This is a genomic window from Protofrankia sp. Cas4 (genome assembly GCF_963555915.1).
In the GTDB taxonomy this organism is placed as follows: Bacteria; Actinomycetota; Actinomycetes; order Frankiales; family Frankiaceae; genus Protofrankia.
Genome location: NZ_CAUVXL010000061.1, coordinates 1 through 20,303, shown reverse-complemented (window position 1 = coordinate 20,303; position 20,303 = coordinate 1). Strand labels below are relative to the sequence as shown.

Genomic DNA, 20,303 nt, shown 5'->3' with positions numbered 1-20,303 from the left:
TACCTGAACAAGACGTCCTCTTAGAGCGCCTGGCGGGTTCGGCGGGGACGAGGTGCGCGGGCGACCACCGGCCCTCCGTAGGATCCTGCGCCGTGGGAAAAAAGAGTGCGGAACGCAACGCAAGACTCGATACGCTCCGGCGGGAACAACGGCGCCAGGAACGCCGGCGTTCCTTTCTGATCTACGGAACCGGCGGCCTGGTCGCAGTCGCGGTGCTGGCCGGCATCATCGTCTACGCGCTGGTGGCCAACCAGGCGAAGGATGAGTCCCACTCGGTCGGTCACGTCACCGCGGCGAGCGCGGCGGCGACCGCGGCCGGGTGTACCGGAGTCGTCAACGACGCCTCCCGCGGCAACACCCACGTCGCGGCCAACCAGCCGGTCAACTACGACCTCGCGCCGCCGTCGTCGGGTAACCACGATGCCAGCCCGCTACCGGACGCCTACCGCTTCTACGAGCGCATCCCCAACCTGCGGATCGAGCGCGCCGTCCACAACCTGGAACACGGCTTCATCATCGGTTGGTACGACGCGAAACTCCCTGACGACCAGGTCACCGCGCTGCGTACCGCCGCGGACGCGGCCGGCAACCGGTTCATCGCCGTCCCCTGGGCACGCAGCGAGTTCGCCGACAACAAGCACTTCGTGCTGACGGCGTGGGACCGCACCCAGCGATGCGCGACCGTGTCGGAGTCGGCCATCAAGGAGTTCGTGAAGACCTACGCCAACCCGAGCCCGGCCGGCGCGGCGTGGGCGTCCCCCACCGCGTCCGAGTCCGGTGCGTCCGGCGGCCCGCTCGACCTGAGCCCGACCATCGCCGGCACCGCGCAGGCCGGCAGCAGCGCACAGGCCGACAACACCCAGGCCGGCAACACCCAGGCCGGCACCGCGCCGAGCGCCGGATCGGATACCGGTACCGCCACGTCCGCCCCGGCGGGCGCGGCCACCTCCACGCCGTAACCCCGGCGCCGACGCTGATGTCCCGGGGGAACCCGGGCATCAGCGTCGGCTGGCACAGCGGTCAGGCGCGGTCCGAGCTGAAGCGGATCGCGCCCGCGCCGAGGACCGCCCCGGGAAACACCCGGACACCAGCCCGCAGCTCGTTGTCGGGCTCGATCCGCGCGCCGTCGCCCACGACGACCCCGTCCAGTGACACCCGTGCACCGATGACCGCGCCGGCGCCGACGACCGATCCACGCACCACCGCACCGTCACCGATGACCGCACCGTCGAAGAGCACCGCACCGTCCACCGTGGCGCCGCAACCCACCACGGCGCCGGCACCCACCACCGCCCCCCCGCTGATCTTCGCGTCCGCGGCGACGGACGCGCCGGCCAGCACCAGCTGGTCACCGACGGGTCCCGGCAGTGCGGAGGATGTGATCCGTCCCATCACCAGGTCGCGGGAACCCTGGATGAACGCCTCCGGGGTACCCAGATCCAGCCAGTACGTGCTGTCGACGTAGCCGACGACGAGAACGCCGGACGCCAGCAACCCCGGAAAGGTCTCCCGCTCGACCGAGACCGGCCGGCCGGCCGGAATGTCGTCGATCACTGACCGCCGGAAGACGTAACAGCCCGCATTGATCCGGTTGGTCGGCGGATCGGGGGTCTTCTCCAGGAACTGGGTGACGCGGCCGTCGGCATCGGTGGGGACCACGCCGAAGGCACGGGGGTCACCGACCTCAGTCAGATGCAGGGTGACGGCCGCGTCGGCGTCCCGGTGCCGGCGCACCAACGCGACGATGTCCAGACCCGACAGGATGTCGCCATTGAAGATGACCACCGGGTCGCCCGGACCACCGCGCAGCCGTGACGCGACGTTGCGGATCGCACCGCCGGTTCCCAGCGGCTCGGTCTCGGTGACGTACTCCAGCTCCAGACCGTGTGCGGAGCCGTCGCCGAAGTACTCCTCGAACACTTCGGCCCGGTATGAGGTGGCGAGAACAACACGGGTGATGCCCGCGTCACGCGCCCGAGCAAGCATGTGGGCGGTCACCGGAACGCCGGCGACCGCAAGCATCGGTTTCGGTGCTGACATCGTCAGCGGGCGCAGCCGACTACCCTGTCCTCCGACCAGCATCACAGCGTCCATGACGCGTGAGTGTCCCAGAGGCCGCACCGGCTGGTGCACGATGTCGGCATACCTCCATGGCGTCGCGTCGCGGACACCTGCCGACCAGGCTGGGCACAGCTGCCGGATCCGCCTCGTTCACCGGCCCTGTTCACCGGCCCTGTTCACCGGCCCTGTTCACCGGCCCTGTTCACCGGCCCCGGCACGCCGGAGTGCGCGCACGAGCCCAACTGGCGATGCTGAAGACGTGGTGCGCCAGCAACCTGTCCGCTACCGGGTCTCTCCCGGCGACGCCCGCACGGGCGCCGAGGCAGCTACGGCCGCGCTGCTCCACGGTGGGGAACCGGGTTTTGCCGCCGCCCGCACCGACGACGGTGGTCCCGCCACCCTGGCGGTGTGGCTCGCCTGGCACGGCGAGGGTCCACCCATAGCCGATGTCGTACCCGTGCTCACCAACCTCGGCCTACGCGCGACGACCCATCGCTGGCTGCCGAGCCAGCCGGGCCCGCTCGGGGGCACCGTCAGCCTGGACGAGTACCACGTGCGCGCCACACCGGCGCTCGCCGACGCCGCCCTCAGGCAGATGGACGGGCTGCGCGGCATTCTGGCGGGCCTCGCACGCGGGGACATCGACAGCGACAGCCTCGACTCACTCGTGCTGACCGCCGGGCTCACCGCCCGGGAGGTGGGGCTGTTGCGGGCCCTGTTCCGTTACCTGCGCCTGGCTGGAACGTCGCTGGGAACCCGCTACGCCCACCGCGTCCTGACTGCCCACCCGTCCTATGCGCACGATCTCGTCGCACTGTTCCACGCCCGGATGGACCCGGCACGGGTGAGTCCCACGGAGACCGGGCGGCTGCACGCGCGGCTGGAGGACGCGCTGGGGTGGGTGACCGGCATCAACGACGACATGGTCCTCCGCCGGTTGCGGGACCTCGTCCTCGCCGTTGTGCGCACGACGTTCTACCCGCACTCCGTGTCCGGGGTGGACACCCCGGCGACACTCGCCCTCAAGATCGCCTCAGGCGGACTGCTCTGGTTGCCGCCGCCGGTGCCCGAGGCGGAAACCTTCGTCAGTTCTGGGCTGTTCGACGCGGTGCATCTTCGCGGGGCTGCGCTGGCCCGTGGCGGCATCCGGTGGTCCGACCGCCAGGAGGACCTGCGCACCGAGATTCTCGGCCTGATGAAGGCCCAGCGGGTCAAGAACGCCATCATCGTGCCGGACGGTGCCAAGGGCGGCTTCGTGCTGCGCCGTCCGCCGTCGGACCCCGACGAGCTCGCCACGCTGGCCCGGTCCTGCTACGCGGAGTTCATGCGGGCGCTGTTGGCCCTCGTGGACGACCGGGTCGACGGCGCAACCGTCCGCAGCCCGGGCATGATCTGCCATGACGGGCCGGACAGCTACCTCGTGGTCGCCGCGGACAAGGGCACGGCGCGCTTCTCCGATCTCGCCAACGAGGTGGCGAGATCGAGCGGGTACTGGCTCGGTGACGCGTTCGCCTCGGGTGGCCGCACCGGGTACGACCACAAGGCGCTGGGCATCACCGCCCGGGGCGCGTGGGAGTCCGTTCGCCGTCATTTCACCGAACTGGGCGTGGACGCCGACCGCGAACCGCTCACCGTCGTCGGCATCGGCGACATGTCCGGGGACGTCTTCGGCAACGGCATGCTCCTCTCCCGCTACCTCCGCCTGGTCGCCGCATTCGATCATCGTCACATTTTTCTTGACCCCGACCCCGACCCGGCCCGCTCGTTCGCCGAGCGCGAACGCCTCGCGGCGCTGCCCGGGAGCAGCTGGGACGACTACGATCGCTCCGCGCTGTCGCCCGGCGGTGGTGTGTTCGCGCTGTCGGCCAAGCAGATCGAACTGACCGAACAGGTACGGGAACTGCTCGGGGTCGGCGACGATGCGCTGCCCGCCGACGCCGTGGTCCGGGCGGTGCTGCGCGCACCGGTCGACCTGCTGTGGAACGGCGGTGTCGGCACCTGGGTCAAAGCCAGTACGCAGGAACACGGCGCGGTCGGGGACAAGGCGCGGGACGGGATGCGGGTCGACGCGGTCGAGCTGCGCGCCCGGGTCGTGGCCGAGGGCGGGAACCTCGGCCTCACCGATGCCGCCCGGGTCGAGTTCGCCATGCACGGCGGTCGCTGCAACACCGACTTCGTGGACAACTCCGCCGGGGTGAACTGCTCCGATCGCGAGGTCAATCTCAAGATCGGCCTTGACCTGGCCATCAGCAAGGGAGCGATCGACCGGGTCGACCGCGAACGGCTGTTGGCATCGGCCACCGACGACGTCACCCGAGCGGTTCTGGTCGACTCCGCCCGCCAGGCCCTGGCGCTGAGCGCGGCCGAACGCCATGCCATGTCCATGGCGGACGGGTTGTCCCGGCTCATCACCCATCTGGTGGAGACCGGCGAGATCGACCCGGATGTCGAGACCCTGCCGGACACCGAAGAGCTCGGCAACCGGCTTGCCAAGGGACGGACCTACACCCGGCCGGAGATCGCCGTCCTGCACGCCTACGCCAAACGGATGGTTGCCCGGTCGCTGCTGGCCTCAGGCCTGCCCGACGAGCCGGTCGGCGGGCCCACCCTGGATGCCTACCTGCCGGCCTCGTTGCGGGGGACGCTGCGCGAACACTTCGACCGCCACCCGCTGCGACGGGAGATCATCGCCTCCCAGCTCGCCAACTCGATCATCGACCGGGTCGGCGCCGGTTTCCTCTTTCGGCTGCGTGAGCTGACCGGCGCGGACACCGTCCAGGGCACCCGGGCCTTCGTCATCACCCGCGACCTGCTCGGCCTCACCGACATCTGGGACGCCATGGACGTCCACTGCCTCGGGGAGGGCAGCCGCACCCGCCCGGCCGTGGGCTCCACCGACCCCACCGCCGAGGCGCTGCTGCACTGTCACTTCGTCCACGAGGAATCCGCGCTGTGGCTGCTGCGGGCCCGCCGGTCGCCGCTGGACATCGAAGCGGAGATCACCCGATACGCCGACGGCATGCGGGATGTTGCGGCGGCCCTGCCCGCCGTGCTCGCCACCGTCGGATCCGACCAGGAACTGGCCGGCATCCTGGCACTGGCCGAGCAGCTCTACGAGCGCGGCCTGCCAGCGCGGCTGGCCGAGCGCGTCGCGTGGCTCGACGCGATGAGCCCGGCACTCGACATCGTCGACGTGGCCCTGCGCAACGACCTCGAACCGGGAGACGTACTGCACGTCTACACCGCCATCGGAACGAATCTGGGCCTGGGACGCCTGGGCCTGGCACACCTCATCGGCCGCGGTGCGCAGCTGCCGGGTCAGTCGTACTGGGAGCACATCGCGGCCGCGACCCTGCGGGCGGACGTCGCCCGCGCCCGGTCGGAGCTGACCGAGGCGGCCATGGCCACACCCGAGTTCGACCTGGACGCGGCCATCGACCGGATCACCACCGGAGCCCGGGCCGACCGGGTACGCGCCGTCGTCGACGACGTGACCGCGGCACCGCGCCTGTCCAGCGCCATGATCTCCGTCGTGGCCGGTCGGCTGAGCGAGCTGATCCCCAGACGCTGACCGATGCGCCCCGCCGGCTCGGAACCTATGCCCGGTCAGACCCGGGTTCTGCCGGTGTCCGGACCACCGCTGGACGGGAGGTCGTCGGCGGAGCGCGTCGCGCGGGCACCCGCGCTGTCGCCCGCGAGCGCGAGGGCGAGGAGCAGCCGAAATCCCAGACCCACCCCGAGGGCAAGCCGCAGCGGCAGGTACCCGGGCCCGGGGTACTGCCGGGACAGGTAGCGGAGCATGCTGCGGTGATGCGCGATCACCATCCGCCGCGAGGTGCGCTTGGTGGAGTGGCCGCCCAGGTGCTCCACGACGGCGGTGGGTACGTAGACCAGCTGCCAGCCGAGCAACCCGAGCCGCCGGCCCAGATCCACATCCTCCATGAACATGAAGTACGCCTCGTCGAACCCGTCGACCGCCTCGAAGGCCCGACGCCGCAGCAGCTGGCATGACCCCGACAGCCAGCCGGCGGTCGTCTCGACCGGGGTGGCCCGGTCCCGGCGGTAGGCCGTCGTCCACGGGTTCGTCGGCCAGCACCAGCCGAGCAGGGCATGGCCGATCCCACGCCGCAACGAGGGAAGTTCGCGGGCGGACGGGTAGAGCACGCCACCCGGGTTCGTGATGGCCGGGCCGAAGGCCCCGGCCCCCGGCCAGCGGCTCGACACCTCCAGGAGTTCGTCGAGCGATCCGGGCGTGAACGCGATGTCGGCGTTGGCCACGACCAGCCACGGCGCGCCGGCGCCGGCCGCCCCCCGGTTGATCGCGCTGCCGTACCCGAGGTTGCGCCCGGTACGCAGTAACCGGACTTCCTCGCGCTCGGCCACCGCGGCGGTACCCGCGTCCAGCTCCGGGGAGTTGTCCACGACAACCACCTCGTACGGCTGCACCGTGGCCTTGGTCAGGGAGTCCATGAACGGACCAAGCACCTCACCAGAATGGTAGGCCACGACCACGATACGGATCTGCGGCTCGGCGACATCAGCATCCGACCGCCCACCCTGATGATCCACCTGATAATCAAGCGGCCGCGCCGAAGCCGCCACGTCCTGCACGTTCACCGACCCGCCCTCACTGGCCCATCCCATGCCGGCGCGCGTGCGCCCAGCTCTCCCCTGAACCGTGTTGGCCAGGATGCCACCGGCGCGGCGACGGTCGCGCGCCGGGGGGTCGGGCCTGCTGGCCAAACGGCAGGGGGCAGGTGCGGACTGTCGGGTCAGCTGTCGGCGACTGCCCGCGCGTAGCTCGCCAGGTGCGCCTCGGCGCTCGCCGCCCAGGTGAACTCCCGGGCGCGGGTGAGCCCGGCCTGGGCCAGGGCGCCGCGCCGCTGGGCGTCGTCGACCAGCGCACGCATCTCGTGGGCGATCGAGTCGATGTCCGGCTGGGTGTAGGCGACGGCGTCGCCGCCCACCTCGGGCAGCGAGAGCCGCGGCGTCGTCAGTACGGGCGCGCCACAGGCCATCGCCTCCAGCACGGGCAGCCCGAACCCCTCCCCGTGGGAGGGGTAAGCGACCAGCAATGCGCCGCCCAGATAGCCGGGAAGGTCGGAGAACCGCAGGTAGCCTGGTCGGATGACCTTCAGGTGGGACGGGACCGAGGCGACCGCGGCATCCACGTCGTCGTCCCAGCCCGAACCGCCGGCAAGCACCAGTGCGGGCGCATCAGGGCGCCCGTGGACGGCCTCGGCCCAGCCACGGATCAGGTTCGGCACGTTCTTGCGCGGCTCGAGCATGCCGAGGAAGGCGACGTAGCGGCTGTCAGCCAGACCGAGCCGAAGGCGGACCCGGCGCTTGTCCTCCTCGGTGGGCGGGTGGAAGGTCGACGTGTCCACCCCGTGGTAGGCGACATCCGTCGCAGTCGAGTCACCCTCGAGGACCCGGATCAGCTCGTCGCGGGTGGCCTTGGACGGAACGATGATCCTCTTCGACTTACGCACGGCGGTGCGCATCGCCGAACGGAAGAACGTCCCCTTCACGGCGGTGTGCATCTCCGCCTCTGTGAAGAACGTGACGTCGTGGATGGTCACGCACACGGGCTGGGATGTGCGCAGCGGCATCGTGTAGTGCGGCGAATGGATGACCTGCGCCCCCACCTGATGGGCGACCAGCGGCAGGCCGGTCTGTTCCCAGGCGAGGCGGGCCGGCCGGTGCGCGATCGCGGCCGGCCCCGGCACCACGTTGGCGTGGGGCGCCATCCGGCCGTACCGTTCGTAATCGGATCGTTGGCAGACGAGAGCCAGGTCAGCGCCTGCCGCATCCAGGGCAGCCACCAGACCGTCGACATAGCGACCGACGCCGCCGCGATCGGCTGGGACCGCGGTGGCGTCGACGAGCACCCGGGGAGACACGGCGCTCCTTCCGACTGGCGGCATGTTTCGCACCGCTAGGCTGCTTGGGGCCTCCGGGTGCGCGAGAAGAATCATGATCGCACGCCCGTCGACCCACCTAGATTCCTTAGGGCCACCGGCGACGCTGGAAGATCCATAATTGCGCCGTCTTCGGCCCGCTGGCAAGACTACGCCCGCCCCCGATCCTTGGTGGTCAAGGCCCGGGAGTCGGTAAGTTGACGGTAGAGGGACCAGACGGTCTCTGCCGCCCCATTCCAGGTAAAAGCGGCCGCTCTCGCCCGTCCGTCCGCGGCCAGCCGGCGCCGCAGGCCCTCGTCGGTGACCACGGCCGTGACCGCGCGGGCGAGCGCCCCCGGGTCCGCCACCGGCACGGTCACGACGGCGTCCCCCCCGACCTCGGCGAACGCGGGGATGTCGGAGACGATCGCGGGGACGCCATGGGCCATCGCCTCGACGATCGGCAGCCCGAAGCCCTCTGAGCGGCTCGGCGCGAGCAGTGCGGTGGCCCGTGACAGCACCACCGCGAGGTCCGCGTCCTCAAGACGCCCCAACGAATGGATCCGGGCCGGGTCCAGGCCCACCCGCGCGGCTTCGACCCGCAGGTCCAGCCCACCCCAACCGGGTGAACCGACATGCACCAGGGGCAGGTCGGGCGCAGCGGACGCGGCAGGCCCGACGGGCTCAGCCAGCTCAGCCAACGCGGCCAGCTCAGCCAGCGCGGCCAGGACGGTGTCCAGGCCCTTGCGGGGCTCGAGGGTGGCCAGGGTGAGCAGATACCCGCCGCCTGGAAGGCGGAGCCGGGCGGCGCGGGCATCTGCGTCCGCCGGGATGGTCACGACCGCCTCGGCCACGCCCTCGCCGATGACGTGCAGCCGGTCGGCCGGGATCGGCAGATGTGCCCGAAGTTCGGCGGCGACGGCCCTGGTCGGCACGATCACGGCATCGGCCTGGCGGGCCGCGCGCGCGCCCATCTGGCGGTGCCACCGGGCGCCGTGGGTGCTCAGGGTGTGCGGATGGGTCCACGGCACGGCGTCGTGGATCGTCACCACGAGCGGCACCCCGTGCCGCCGCGGCGGGACGAGCAGCGTGGGGGCGTGCACAATCCCCACAGCGCTCGGCGCCGGCCCATAGCCGCGCAGCCATGCGGTGGCAAGACCGCGTCGGGGCAGCGGCAGCCGGATGGGACCGACCACGCCCGGCACCGCCGCGCCGTCCGCTTCGCGTTCTCCCCGCCAGGCACACCAGCTGATGACCGCCTCGCCCGGCCGCGCCGTCCTGGCGAGCGCGGCGGCGAGCTCAGCGGAGTAACGCCCCGTTCCGCCCGGCACCGGCGCCAGCATCTGCTCAACTAAGAATCCGACCCGCACAAACGAGCATCCTTGCGTATTGATCGCCGACGTCAACCATCGCACGTCGCGTCCGCCGTGGCTCGGCCCCATCCGCCGCGTCTCGGCCCATCCACCGGGGCGGCCACGGCCATGATCGGCCCATCCACCGGGGCTGCCACGGCCATGATCGGCCCATCCACCGGTGCGGCCACGGCGATGATCGGCATATGTTTGTCGCTGTGTACGCTTTACGGCCGAATAGGCGTACCTAACGACAAACTCACGCCGATCTTGCCAGCGCCGCGGCGTACATCCTGCGGCTACGGAGAAGGCGTCGCCTGCACTCTGGTCGCTGTCGGCACGCTGGTCGTCGCCTGCACGCTCGTCGCCGTCGGCCCGCCCATAAAGGTCGGCACCGGTGGGTTGCGAATCGGCGGCCCGCCCTCGGGATTCACCGCCCGCGGCCTCGCATCGAACGGCACCACCGGCGGCGGACCAACCGGCCGCACCTCTGGACGTCGCGGCCGCGACGTCGGTTGCGAGCCTGCGACGGCCAGCTTGCCACCACCACCGGGACGACCACCGGCGACCGCACGACGATCAGCCGCAGTTGTCGTGCCCGGCGTCGGAGAACCCGTCCCGCCATCGGACGACGGGGCCACGGACGGACCGCTCGGCGTGGCGCTCGGCGCGTCGCCAGCACGGTCAACCGCCACCTCCGCCCCATTGGGAGAGGCAGGCGCCGTCGACAGCACAGTTTTGGGCTCACTCACCGGTTTGGAGTCCGGCGAGCAGCCCACGAGGAGAACCAGCGCACTCGCGGCGGCCAGCCCTACCCCCACACCAGTGCCGGGCGCCGGCAGCCGGCTTCGCCTGACCAAATCACCACAAATCATAACAATCACTATACGGATCGCAGCGGCGACACATCTGACAGACGGTCACCGACCGAACCACCAGTCAGGCTGCCAGATCGTCATCGACCGCATCCCGTCCTCCTCCCCCACGATCACAGCCGTCACCGTGTGATCCTCGGTCCGACCGGTCGCCGGATCCATCGCCCGCACCCGATCCCCCACCATCACATCCCGGATCGGTTTCCGGCTGCCATCAGCCATCAGGACCTCGGTCGCCCCGTCGAAACTGTTCAGCTCACACGAATCGGCGCTACTCGCCCGCACATCATCCCACACCTCAAAAAGATCATTCTTGTACTTTTCGGCATAACCGACGACAGCAAGACCCCCCATGGTAGCCACTACGACACCCTCGGCAATCACCGTCGCCCCCACCGGCGCACCCGCACCCGTCGCGAGCAGCAACACCCCACCCGCGTCCATACCAACACCCGGCCACGAGGTCGACCCGGTCGCGACGGACCGCTACTTCGCCCAGGTCCAGGCCCGGGGGCAGACGATGGCCCGGGTCGGGTTGGACGTCCGGCGTAGCTTCGGTGACTCGTTCGACGCGCTCACGGAGCCCATTCGCGGGCTGGACGTTCCGACCCTGCTCATCTTCGGGGAGAACGACCCGCTGGTCTCGGTGTCGACCGGGCACCGCTTCGCCGAACTCATCCCCGGGGCGCGGCTGCTGGTTCTGCCCGGGTGCGGGGACTTCCCGCAGGAGGAGCGGCCGAAGGATGTCGGCGAGGCGATCCACGCATTTCTCGGGACGGACGCCGCAACCGCGTGCGACACCGCCGACTGGCTGATCCCGAGGCCCTTCGCCGCAGCACTGAAGCCACCGTCGTCGACGACCGCGACGACCGCGACGACCGCGCGCAGCTGGCCGGTAGTGACCGTCATGAATCTCTCTCATAGATCAGGTGCCGTCGCTTGTTGGACACATCATGCGGGACTCGCGAGCATCGCGTCAGGCCCACAACACGCTGGCCAGGACGACGAGAGGACGACCGAGGTGACCGATCAACGCACCCAGATCGGCTGGTTGCCGGGCTTCATCCTGCTCTCGGCGATCTGGGGATCGAGCTTCGCGCTCATCAAGGTCGCGGTCGACGCGGACGTCCCGCCGATGTGGGTGGCGCTCTGGCGATGCCTGTTCGGCGCGCTGACACTCGGCGTCATGTTCGTCGCGACCGGGCAGCGACTGCCCCGGTCCGCCGCGACGTGGGGCAACGTGGTGGTGGTCGCCGCGCTACTCAACTCCGTACCATTCGTACTGCTGGCCTGGGGCGAGACCCAGGTCTCCTCACTGCTCGCGGGCATTTTCAACGCGACAACGCCGCTCACCACGCTGCTGTTCGTCTTCGCGCTGGTGCCGGGCGAACATCCCGGACCGCGGCGGTTGCTCGGCTTGGCGCTGGGTTTCGTCGGAGTCCTGGTCGTGCTCGGCATCTGGCACGGGCTGCACGGGCTGCACGGCGGGACGCGGACCGGCGGCCTCGCGTGCATCGGCGCGACGGCCTGCTATGGGGCGGGGTTCGCCTACACCCGGCGCTTCCTAGCCGGCGGGGGCGAGTCGGCAATCACGCTCTCGGCGATGCAGATCGGCTGCGCCACGGTCGAGTTGGCCCTGGTCTGCCCGCTGGCCAGCGGCGCGCCGCACTGGCCGGGAGCGGAGGCCGGGCTCGCCCTACTCGTGCTCGGCGCGGTCGGGACGGGCGTGGCCTACCTGCTGAATTTCAGCGTGATCCGCGCGGCCGGCGCGACAGTGGCCTCGACCGTCACCTACCTGGTGCCGCTGTGGTCGACGGCGCTCGGCGCCGTCGCCCTGTCCGAACCGGTCAGCCCGGGGGCGATCGTCGGTGGAGTGATGATCATTGGCGGGGCGGCCCTCACCCGCCCACCGCGCCCGCGCCCGCGCCCGGCCCCAGCATCGACAGGGGCCACCGGCAAGACCGCGACCGGAGACGCGTCAACCGGAGACGCACCGGACCGTACCCGCGGCCGAAGCCACCGGCGCGGCCGGACAGCGAACACCCGTGTCACCGAGGCACACACAGATCCCAGCGATCACGGAATGCGGGCAATGGCGTTTCCTCACTGTCGACGCACCGATCAACCGTCGGACGCACACAACGTCGACGAAACTACAGACCCGCAGACAACAACCAGCACCAGCACGGACCCACACCCGACAGGTCGCACCGGACAACGACGCAGCCCGAAAAGAAAGGCATGGTGACCTGCACGCCCAGCTGGACGTGCAGCACACGGCAACAAGACGAACGGAACACGGAACAGCATGGGCACATCGCGGCACCCACAGCCGAGATCAGAAAACCGATTGATGCAGACCTGGAGACCATGCGGGGCGGCGGCTGGCTGCTGCGGGACCGAAAAGGCGAGGCGCTGCCGCTCGCCGCCGATGCCACCCCTGAATGGGGATGGCAGCTGCTCGCCGTCGGTGGTGGGCGCGGGCTCGACGTAGTCGCGGAATGGGACTCGTTCGCGCTGACCCCGCTGACCGCAACGCCGTCGCGAGACCTGGAGCGGTCCGCCGGCATCACAGCCCCCGGCGGGGAACCGGCCTGCGACCCGTCGGCCGGCGACGCCATCCCTGCGCCCGCGTCGGGATGCCCTGTGCCGACCCCGAGATGCCCTGTGCCGACCCCAGGTTGGGCGGATCTGGTCGACGCGGCGGTCGTCGGCGCGGACCGCCGCCCACCCCCGACCATCCCCTGCTTGCCCGACCCGGCGGACCGGCCCGCCATTGACGGGCTCAACGGAAACGACGGGCTCGGTGGAAGCGAGGCTGCGCGGCGCCTGTTACGGCTTGCCGCGCTCGCCGCGGTGACGCGCCGTGCCGGGCAGCTCCCCGCCGACGCCGCCGAGGTGGCAGCCCCGCCTGCGGCTCCTGTCGACGAGCCGCCGCCCTGCCCGCGTGCCGCAGCGCTCACGCTCACAACCGAGCTGTCCGCCGCCGATACGGCGGCCCTCGAAGAATGGCTGGATCTGCTCGCCGAGGGCGGTTGGCGCCCTCCGGACAGCCTGCTGTGCCCGCTGATCAACCTCGGCCGACGCTCGGTCGCGATCCGCGGACGGCTGGGCCGGATCCTCGGCCCGCGCGGCCGCTGGTTCGCCGCACTACATCCGGATGGCGGTTGGGCCGCGATCACCAACCCCGCCGGCTGGTCGACCGCGACCGCGCCAGCGCGGCGTTCGCTCATCAACGCCCTGCGCCAGCGCGATCCGGCTGTTGCCGTCGGCCTGCTGCGCGACGCGACGGGCAGCGCGCCATCCCCAGCCGACCAGCCCTTCGCACCGTTTCGGACAGCAAGTGGCGCCGAACGCCTCGGGTTCATCGAGGCGCTGCGGGTCGGTCTCGGGCCGTGGGACGAGGAGCTGCTGGAAGCAGCCCTCGACGACCGACGCGCCGACGTGCGCGCGGCCGCCGTCGGTGTGCTGCTCATGCTGCCCGACACCCGATTCGAGGCACGCGCCGCCGCCCGCACCGCGGAAACCATCGTGGTAAGCCGTCGCAAGCTTCGCATCCGGCCACCGACGCTGTGCACGCAGGAGATGACCCGCGACGGCATCAGCATCACGGACGGACAGGCACGCCAACCGCGCGACAGCATCTCGGACGTGTATGCGAGGCTGCTGGCCGCGGAGCTGAACCGCGTCGACCCCCGGCTGTGGACCGAACGCACCGGCCTGCCCCCAGAGCGGTTCCTGAGCGCCAAGGTCGTCTGGGAGCCGACCGCGGCCCCTGCCTCGATCAGTATTCCTGAATGCCTGATCCAGCCGGTCATTCGACACCGCGACGCCGAGTGGGCACTCGCACTGATCCCCCGGGTCGGCCCGAACCACCAGGCGATACTGATCGACTGCCTAGCCGAACCCGACCGCACCCGGGCGCTCAACGTGGCGCTCAACGTGGCGCCCAACGTGGCGCTCAACGTGGCGCCCAACGTGGCGCCCAAGAGCGTCTGGTCCCGATCCGGTCGCCCCGACCGCGCTGGCAACCCCGGCCGGGAGCGCTCCATGACGATTCTCGCCGCTGTCAGCGGCCGGTGGTCCGCCGAGTTCACCCGGGCCGCAGGCTCGACGCTGGCCGCGCTGTTCACCGAGCCGATCGACGACCCCGGCGCGGGTGCACGGGCGCAGGCGTGGGAACGGGCGCTGTTGACCGGCGTCGCCCACCGCCTGCATCCGGACGTGGGCCTCCCCGACCTGGACCCGGCGACCATACGGACCGAGATGTTCGCCGACCACCAGCGGCTGGTCGCCACGATCAGCGACCGACGAACCCGCCGCGACACCCTCCTGTCCCGGTCGGGACATCCCAGCTGAGGCCGGCGACCGCTTCGCCATCCCGTCCTGGTACACCGTTCGCCCCGCAGAAAGGTTCTGTCATGACCACGTCGACAGCAACAACCGCCACCGCCACCCACGGCGGCGCTACCCACGGCAGCGCGCCGGTCGCGGATGATGCGGCTGGTTCCAGCCCCCAGCTGCTGCGCCCGCACGCCGAGCGGGCCTTCGCCGCCGAACTGGCCGCACTCGCCGCCACCGACAACCGGCCCCGGCCGCCGTCCTGGAAACTGTCCCCCTGGGCCGTCGTCACATACGTGTTCGGCGGCACCCTCGGCGACGGCACCGTCATCACCCCGAAGTACATCGGTGCCCGGCGGCTCGTCGAGGTCGCCGTCGCCACCCTCGCCACCGACCGGGCGCTGCTGCTCCTAGGCAGTCCGGGCACGGCGAAGTCATGGCTGTCGGAACATCTCGCCGCCGCGGTATGTGGCGACTCCACCCTGGTCGTCCAGGGCACCGCGGGCACGTCCGAGGACACGGTCCGCTATGGCTGGAACTACGCCCGGCTCATCGCCGAGGGACCATCTCCGGAGGCGCTGGTGCCCTCCCCGGTGATGCGCGCGATGACCCGCGGCGCCATCGTCCGGGTGGAGGAACTCACCCGGATGGGCGCCGAGGTCCAGGACGCGCTCATCACCGTGCTCTCGGAGAAGACCTTTCCCGTCGCGGAGCTCGCCGACGAGGTGCAGGCCGTCGCCGGATTCAACGTGATCGCCACCGCCAACGACCGTGACCGCGGAGTCAACGAGATGTCGTCGGCGCTGCGGCGCCGGTTCAACACCGTCGTCCTCCCACTTCCGGCGACCGAGGACGCCGAGGTCGAGATCGTCACCCGCCGCGTCGCCGACCTCGGCCGCGCCCTGGACCTGCCCGCCGAACCACCAGCCGACGTCGAGGTCCGGCGCGTCGTGCGGATATTCCGGGAGCTGCGCGCGGGGGTCACCGTCGACGGCCGCACGACGCTGAAGACGCCGACCTCGACGCTGTCCACCGCCGAGGCGATCAGCGTGATCACCGGCGGGATGACGCTGGCCACCCACTTCGGCGACGGCAGGCTGTCCGCCGAGGATGTCGCCGCCGTGCTCATCGGAGCCGTCGTCAAGGACCCGTCGACCGACCCGGTGGCCTGGCGGGAGTATCTCGAAGGCGTCGTCCGCGGCCGCCGCGGCTGGTCAGACCTGTACCGGGCCTGCCGCGACCTCGATGCGGACACGTTCGCCGGATGAGCGTCACCGTCCTGGGCATACGCCATCACGGGCCGGGCTCCGCGCGGGCGGTCGCCGCGGCTCTCGCTGAGATCAACCCCGACCTCATCCTCGTCGAAGGTCCCGCCGAGGGGGACGGCGCGCTGGCGTACACCGGTTCACTGACCCCGCCGGTGGCGCTGACCGTCTACGCCGTCGACGAACCCCGCGATGCCGCGTTCTGGCCGTTCGCCGAGTTCTCCCCGGAATGGCGGGCGTTGCTGCACGGCGCTGCCGCCGGCATCCCGGTCCGGTTCATCGACCTGCCGTTCGGGCACACCCTGACGCTGCTCCGCCAGCAGCGGGCCGCAACGCTCACCGAGCCCCGACAGGCTGACAACCCGGCCGAGATCCACAGTAAAAGACCGGCGGAGGGCGCCAATCCGGACACGGTCGGCTCGGACCCGGTCGATCCGGACCCGTCGACCGCTGACGGGGACGCGGAGCCCGTCCCCGCCGCGCCGCTCATCGACGACCCGCTCGGCTGGCTGGCGCTGGCCGCCGGGCACGACGACCCGGAGCGCTTCTGGGAGGACCTCGTCGAGCACCGCCGCGTCGACCCCGACAGACCTGGCGGACCCGACAGACCTGGCGGACCCGGCGGCAGGAGCGAGGCCCTGGCCCTGTTCGCCGCAGTCGCCGAGGCGATGACTCAGCTGCGTGCCGCCAAGCCCTCCACCGAGATCGCCCGGCAGCGCCGGGAACAGATGCGTGAGGCGCACATGCGTCTGGAGATCCGTAAGGCCGGCAACGGCGCGGACGCCGCCGCCCGCATCGCGGTGATCTGCGGGGCGTGGCACGTCCCGGCGCTGACCGGGACGGCTGGAGCGACCTCAGTGACCGCCGACCGGGAACTGCTGCGTGGCCCCCGACCTGTGCGCACGGCGACCACCTGGGTGCCGTGGACACACGCCCTGCTCGCCACCGCGTCCGGCTACGGCGCGGGCATCACCTCACCCGGCTGGTACCAGCACCTGTGGTCCGCGCCGGACCAGGTGACGGCCCGCTGGGTGGCCCGGGTGGCATCTCTGCTGCGCGCAGCCGACCTGCCGGCGTCCCCCGCGTCCGTGGTCGAAACCGTCCGTCTCGCCGAAACCCTCGCGGCTGTGCGTGACCGCTCCCTGCCCGGACTGACCGAGCTCACCGACGCCGTGCTCGCCGGGCTGTGCGCCGGTGACCCGGTACCGCTCGAGGTCGTCCGCGAACAGCTCGTCGTCGGCGATGTACTCGGCGCGGTCGGCGCCGATGCGCCTGCCGTACCGCTGGCCGCCGACCTTGCCCGGACCCAGCGCCGGCTCCGGCTGCAGCCCACCGCCGCCGATCGCGCCATCCGGCTGGACCTGCGCAAGGACACCGACCGCGAACGCAGCCGGCTTCTGCATCGGTTGCGGCTGCTCGACGTGCCGTGGGGGACCCCGGTGGTCACGGCCAGCACCGGCACCTTCGCCGAGGCGTGGACGCTGCGCTGGGATCCGGCGTACGCCGTCGCGGTGATCGCTGCCGCCCGTCACGGCGCGACCGTCGCCGACGCGGCCGCCGCGGTCGTCACCGAACAGACCCGCGACGCCGCCGACCTGCCGACTATCACCGGCCTGCTCGAACAGGTCGTGCTCGCCGGCCTGCCCGACGCCCTGGCGGCGGTCACTGCGGGGCTCGAACGCCGCGCCGCCGGCACCGGCGACATCGCCCATCTGATGGCGGCGCTGGCACCGCTGGCCCGCGTCCACCGCTACGGCGACGTGCGCGCCACCGACACCACCCTGGTCACCACGCTGGCCGAAAGCCTGATGGTACGGATCTGCGCAGGGCTGCCCCCGGCCTGTCAGAGCCTCGACGACGACGCGGCGAGAACCATGGCCACCGCCCTGGACACCGCCGACACCGCGTTCCGGCTGATCGCCGACCCCGAGCACGTCAGCCACTGGCACACCGCGGTTCGCGCCGTCGCCGACGCCTATGGCGGGAACAGTCTGGTCACCGGCAGATGCGCGGGGATCCTGTCGGACGCGGGCGAGATCGACCCGGCGGACGTCGCGGTCCGCCTCGCTCGGGCGTTGTCCGCGGCCGGCGGCGCTCCGGCCGACGCCGCCCAGTGGCTGGCGGGCTTCCTCGGCGCCTCCGGATCGGTACTGGCCCGCAACCCGGGGCTGCTCGGTCTCATCGACGCATGGCTGAGCTCGCTTGACGGCACTGCCTTCACCGTCGTCCTCGCGCCGCTGCGGCGGGTGTTCGCCGCCTTCAGCATCCCGGAACGGCGCATGATCGCCGAACGGGTACGGGCGGTGTCGCCCCGCCCCGGCGCGGGCGGCACCGGGCTCGCCGGTCCGGGCATGGTCCCCGCGCAGAACGCGGCCGGTATCACCGGGCCGGCGGGCGATCCGGCCGCCTGGGATTTCGACCGGGTCACGCGTGTCCTGCCCACCATCACCGCGCTACTGGGTATTCCCGGCGTAGGAGGGAGTCCCGAACATGGCTGACGTTCCTTCGGTCGACAGCACTCCCGTCCCGCGCAGCGCTTCTGTCCCGCGCAACGCTGTTCCGGCGGAGACCGGCACCGACACCGACGGCACGGCCGGGATGGAGGAGTCCGAGCGGCTGCGGCGCTGGCGGATGGTGCTGGGCGCGCCGGCTGCCATGGCATTCGTCGGGGCAGGCACCCTGTCGAAGGCTGACGCGGACATCGACGCTGCGCTCGGCGCCCTCTATGACGCGGACAATGCGGGCGAGGAGGGCCGCCGGAAACGGTCAGCCGGGCTGGGCGCGTCCGCGCCGTCGGTGGTCCGCTGGCTCGGCGACATCCGCGACTACTTCCCGACGCCGGTCGTGCAGGTACTGCAACGCGACGCGGTCAGCCGGCTCGGGTTGGCCCGGCTCCTGCTCGAACCGGAACTGCTTGAGGCCGCGGAACCCGACGTGCACCTCGTGGGCACGCTGTTGTCGCTGCGCTCCGCGCTACCCGAACGCACGAAAGAGACCGCCCGCATGGTCGTGCGGCGCGTCGTTGACGACATCGAGCGGCGTCTGGAACAGTCGCTGCGGTCCGCGGTTCTCGGCGCGGTGAACCGGTCCACCCGCACCAGGACCCCCCGGCTTCCCGACGTCGACTGGGATCGCACGATCCTGGCGAACCTGCGGAACTACCAGCCCGAACAACGCACCGTCATCATCGACCGGCTCATCGGCTACGCCCGGGCGCGGCGCACCGCCGCGATGCACGACGTCATCCTGCTCATCGACCAGTCCGGGTCCATGGCGTCCTCGGTCGTTTACGCCGGGGTGCTGGGCGCGTCCCTGGCGACGATGACGGCGGTGTCGACCCAGCTGATCGTCTTCGACACCTCGGTGGTGGACCTCACCGACGACCTCGATGACCCGGTCGACCTACTGTTCGGGATCCAACTCGGCGGCGGTACCGACATCGACCGGGCTGTCGGCTACGGCGCCTCCCTGGTGCGCCGACCTACCGACACCGTGTTCGTACTGATCAGCGACCTGATCGAAGGTGGGGACCAGTCGTCGCTGGTCGGCCGGCTGCGGGCGTTGGTCGAATCGGGGGTATGCGTCGTCGTCCTACTCGCCCTCTCCGACGACGGCACCCCCGCCTACGACCATGCGCTCGCCGCGACCTGCGCCGAACTCGGCGCGCCCGCGTTCGCCTGTACCCCGGACGCATTCCCCGAACTACTGGCGACGGCACTGCGACGTGAGGACGTGGGACGGTGGGCCGCCACCCACGGCCTCGTGCCCGGCTGATCCCCCGCCGCCGACACCGTTGCCCAGGACAGTGGCGATCACGCTGAGTCTTCGCCGTCGTCCAGTCCTACCTCTCGACGGTCGGCAAGTGGGGTGCGACAAGCTCGACGCGCTCGTGCAGCTCTTCACCACCGGCGCGTGGCTGCCCCCTGCCCTCATGCCCGGGCTCGCGGCAGCGGCCTGATCCGGAGCCCGGCACCCTCTACCCCTGGCCGAGCACTGTCTCGATCCGCACGCGGGCGACCGTGCGCGGACCTTCCAGCACCAGCAGTTCGGCTCCCGGACGCATGTGAGGGAGCGCCAACTCGGGCACGAGGAATCCCACCAGACAACGCCGATGATTGTCGTCCAATCGCTCGGTCTCCTGCAGCAAGATGCTCAGCTGGTCCGCCGAAGCCGGCCAGCCCGGCTGGACTTCCTCGTCGCCCCCCTGGACGAACACCGCCGTGGCCATATAAACGGGTGCGGTCGGCGGGCCCGACCTCCGCCCTCCTTCTTCATGCGTGCGCCAAACGACCACGCCCTCGGCCACTGGACTCTCGATCTTCTCCATCACGGCCACAACTCGATGCCGCTCATCTGCTCGTTGATCTGGGTGAGTTGGTCGCCGTCGGCGTAGTAGCCGGGGCCGACTCCATCCAACTTGCCCGCCTGGAAGTGCAACTGGTCGGCCAACGACCTGGATATCCGCGTCGTGACGGTCAGGCCGTCACCGCCGTTGAGCAGCAGCTCCCC

The 20,303-nt window shown here is 71.2% G+C and carries 15 protein-coding genes; 7 read left to right on the top strand and 8 right to left on the bottom strand.

Annotated features, from left to right (window positions below; all coding sequences use genetic code 11):
* Window positions 1-92: 92 nt before the first annotated feature.
* On the top strand, window positions 93-959 hold the full coding sequence (locus U9979_RS06385; protein ID WP_322778641.1) for a DUF3105 domain-containing protein: 867 nt from the start codon (window positions 93-95) through the stop codon (window positions 957-959).
* Window positions 960-1,020: 61 nt separating this feature from the next.
* Here the strand turns inward: U9979_RS06385 and U9979_RS06380 are convergent, their stop codons facing one another.
* Window positions 1,021-2,094 (bottom strand): sugar phosphate nucleotidyltransferase, encoded by a 1,074-nt coding sequence (locus U9979_RS06380; RefSeq protein WP_416211559.1) that lies wholly within the window; start codon window positions 2,092-2,094, stop codon window positions 1,021-1,023.
* 229 nt (window positions 2,095-2,323) lie between these two features.
* Here U9979_RS06380 and U9979_RS06375 point away from each other — a divergent pair, with 229 nt between their 5' ends.
* Entirely contained in the window at window positions 2,324-5,632 is a 3,309-nt protein-coding gene (locus U9979_RS06375) for an NAD-glutamate dehydrogenase domain-containing protein (RefSeq protein ID WP_322778640.1), read from the top strand.
* Between the two features lie 35 nt (window positions 5,633-5,667).
* Here the strand turns inward: U9979_RS06375 and U9979_RS06370 are convergent, their stop codons facing one another.
* From U9979_RS06370 to U9979_RS25100, 5 genes are all read right to left on the bottom strand, one after another.
* On the bottom strand, window positions 5,668-6,630 hold the full coding sequence (locus tag U9979_RS06370) for a glycosyltransferase family 2 protein (protein WP_322778642.1): 963 nt from the start codon (window positions 6,628-6,630) through the stop codon (window positions 5,668-5,670).
* 203 nt (window positions 6,631-6,833) lie between these two features.
* The gene (locus U9979_RS06365; RefSeq protein WP_416210638.1) at window positions 6,834-7,988 is read right to left on the bottom strand and encodes a glycosyltransferase family 4 protein; all 1,155 of its coding nucleotides are present in this window, start codon (window positions 7,986-7,988) and stop codon (window positions 6,834-6,836) included.
* A gap of 143 nt (window positions 7,989-8,131) precedes the next feature.
* Window positions 8,132-9,331 (bottom strand): glycosyltransferase family 1 protein, encoded by a 1,200-nt coding sequence (locus U9979_RS06360; RefSeq protein WP_322778639.1) that lies wholly within the window; start codon window positions 9,329-9,331, stop codon window positions 8,132-8,134.
* 902 nt (window positions 9,332-10,233) lie between these two features.
* Window positions 10,234-10,632, bottom strand: a complete 399-nt coding sequence (locus U9979_RS06355; RefSeq protein WP_416219572.1) for a hypothetical protein — start codon at window positions 10,630-10,632, stop codon at window positions 10,234-10,236.
* Window positions 10,633-10,674: 42 nt separating this feature from the next.
* Window positions 10,675-11,097 carry a helix-turn-helix domain-containing protein gene (locus U9979_RS25100; protein ID WP_416219570.1) on the bottom strand — a complete coding sequence of 141 codons (423 nt, stop codon included), beginning with the start codon at window positions 11,095-11,097 and terminating at the stop codon, window positions 10,675-10,677.
* Between U9979_RS25100 and U9979_RS06350 the strand changes: the two genes are divergently transcribed.
* The 5 genes from U9979_RS06350 (at window position 11,096) to U9979_RS06330 (ending at window position 19,568) form a co-directional block, all read left to right on the top strand.
* The gene (locus tag U9979_RS06350; RefSeq protein WP_416219577.1) at window positions 11,096-12,436 is read left to right on the top strand and encodes a DMT family transporter; all 1,341 of its coding nucleotides are present in this window, start codon (window positions 11,096-11,098) and stop codon (window positions 12,434-12,436) included. The genes U9979_RS25100 and U9979_RS06350 overlap by 2 nt on opposite strands.
* Window positions 12,430-14,547, top strand: coding sequence for a DUF5691 domain-containing protein (locus tag U9979_RS06345; RefSeq protein ID WP_322778636.1), 2,118 nt, complete (start codon window positions 12,430-12,432; stop codon window positions 14,545-14,547). Before U9979_RS06350 ends, U9979_RS06345 begins: the two co-directional genes overlap by 7 nt.
* A 62-nt stretch (window positions 14,548-14,609) precedes the next feature.
* Window positions 14,610-15,797, top strand: coding sequence for an AAA family ATPase (locus U9979_RS06340; RefSeq protein ID WP_322778635.1), 1,188 nt, complete (start codon window positions 14,610-14,612; stop codon window positions 15,795-15,797).
* Window positions 15,794-18,292 (top strand): DUF5682 family protein, encoded by a 2,499-nt coding sequence (locus U9979_RS06335; RefSeq protein ID WP_322778634.1) that lies wholly within the window; start codon window positions 15,794-15,796, stop codon window positions 18,290-18,292. The genes U9979_RS06340 and U9979_RS06335 overlap by 4 nt, the downstream gene beginning before the upstream one ends.
* Window positions 18,293-18,392: 100 nt before the next feature.
* On the top strand, window positions 18,393-19,568 hold the full coding sequence (locus tag U9979_RS06330) for a VWA domain-containing protein (RefSeq protein WP_416219575.1): 1,176 nt from the start codon (window positions 18,393-18,395) through the stop codon (window positions 19,566-19,568).
* A gap of 202 nt (window positions 19,569-19,770) precedes the next feature.
* On the opposite strand, the gene U9979_RS06325 is transcribed toward U9979_RS06330, so the two are convergent.
* Both U9979_RS06325 and U9979_RS06320 read right to left on the bottom strand, forming a co-directional pair.
* On the bottom strand, window positions 19,771-20,121 hold the full coding sequence (locus U9979_RS06325) for a hypothetical protein (protein ID WP_322778632.1): 351 nt from the start codon (window positions 20,119-20,121) through the stop codon (window positions 19,771-19,773).
* Window positions 20,121-20,303: hypothetical protein (locus U9979_RS06320; RefSeq protein ID WP_322778631.1), on the bottom strand; the 183-nt coding region annotated here is incomplete at its 5' end. The genes U9979_RS06320 and U9979_RS06325, both read right to left, overlap by 1 nt.

What these genes read in the sequence shown, in the direction of transcription:
- U9979_RS06380 (WP_416211559.1), bottom strand. Translation starts at nt 2,094, where the DNA reads ATGGACGCTGTGATGCTGGTCGGAGGACAGGGTAGTCGGCTGCGCCCG.
- U9979_RS06365 (WP_416210638.1), bottom strand. Translation starts at nt 7,988, where the DNA reads ATGCCGCCAGTCGGAAGGAGCGCCGTGTCTCCCCGGGTGCTCGTCGAC.
- U9979_RS06355 (WP_416219572.1), bottom strand. Translation starts at nt 10,632, where the DNA reads ATGGACGCGGGTGGGGTGTTGCTGCTCGCGACGGGTGCGGGTGCGCCG.
- U9979_RS06350 (WP_416219577.1), top strand. Translation starts at nt 11,096, where the DNA reads ATGAATCTCTCTCATAGATCAGGTGCCGTCGCTTGTTGGACACATCAT.
- U9979_RS25100 (WP_416219570.1), bottom strand. Translation starts at nt 11,097, where the DNA reads ATGACGGTCACTACCGGCCAGCTGCGCGCGGTCGTCGCGGTCGTCGCG.
- U9979_RS06345 (WP_322778636.1), top strand. Translation starts at nt 12,430, where the DNA reads ATGGTGACCTGCACGCCCAGCTGGACGTGCAGCACACGGCAACAAGAC.
- U9979_RS06340 (WP_322778635.1), top strand. Translation starts at nt 14,610, where the DNA reads ATGACCACGTCGACAGCAACAACCGCCACCGCCACCCACGGCGGCGCT.
- U9979_RS06335 (WP_322778634.1), top strand. Translation starts at nt 15,794, where the DNA reads ATGAGCGTCACCGTCCTGGGCATACGCCATCACGGGCCGGGCTCCGCG.
- U9979_RS06330 (WP_416219575.1), top strand. Translation starts at nt 18,393, where the DNA reads ATGGAGGAGTCCGAGCGGCTGCGGCGCTGGCGGATGGTGCTGGGCGCG.
- U9979_RS06325 (WP_322778632.1), bottom strand. Translation starts at nt 20,121, where the DNA reads ATGGAGAAGATCGAGAGTCCAGTGGCCGAGGGCGTGGTCGTTTGGCGC.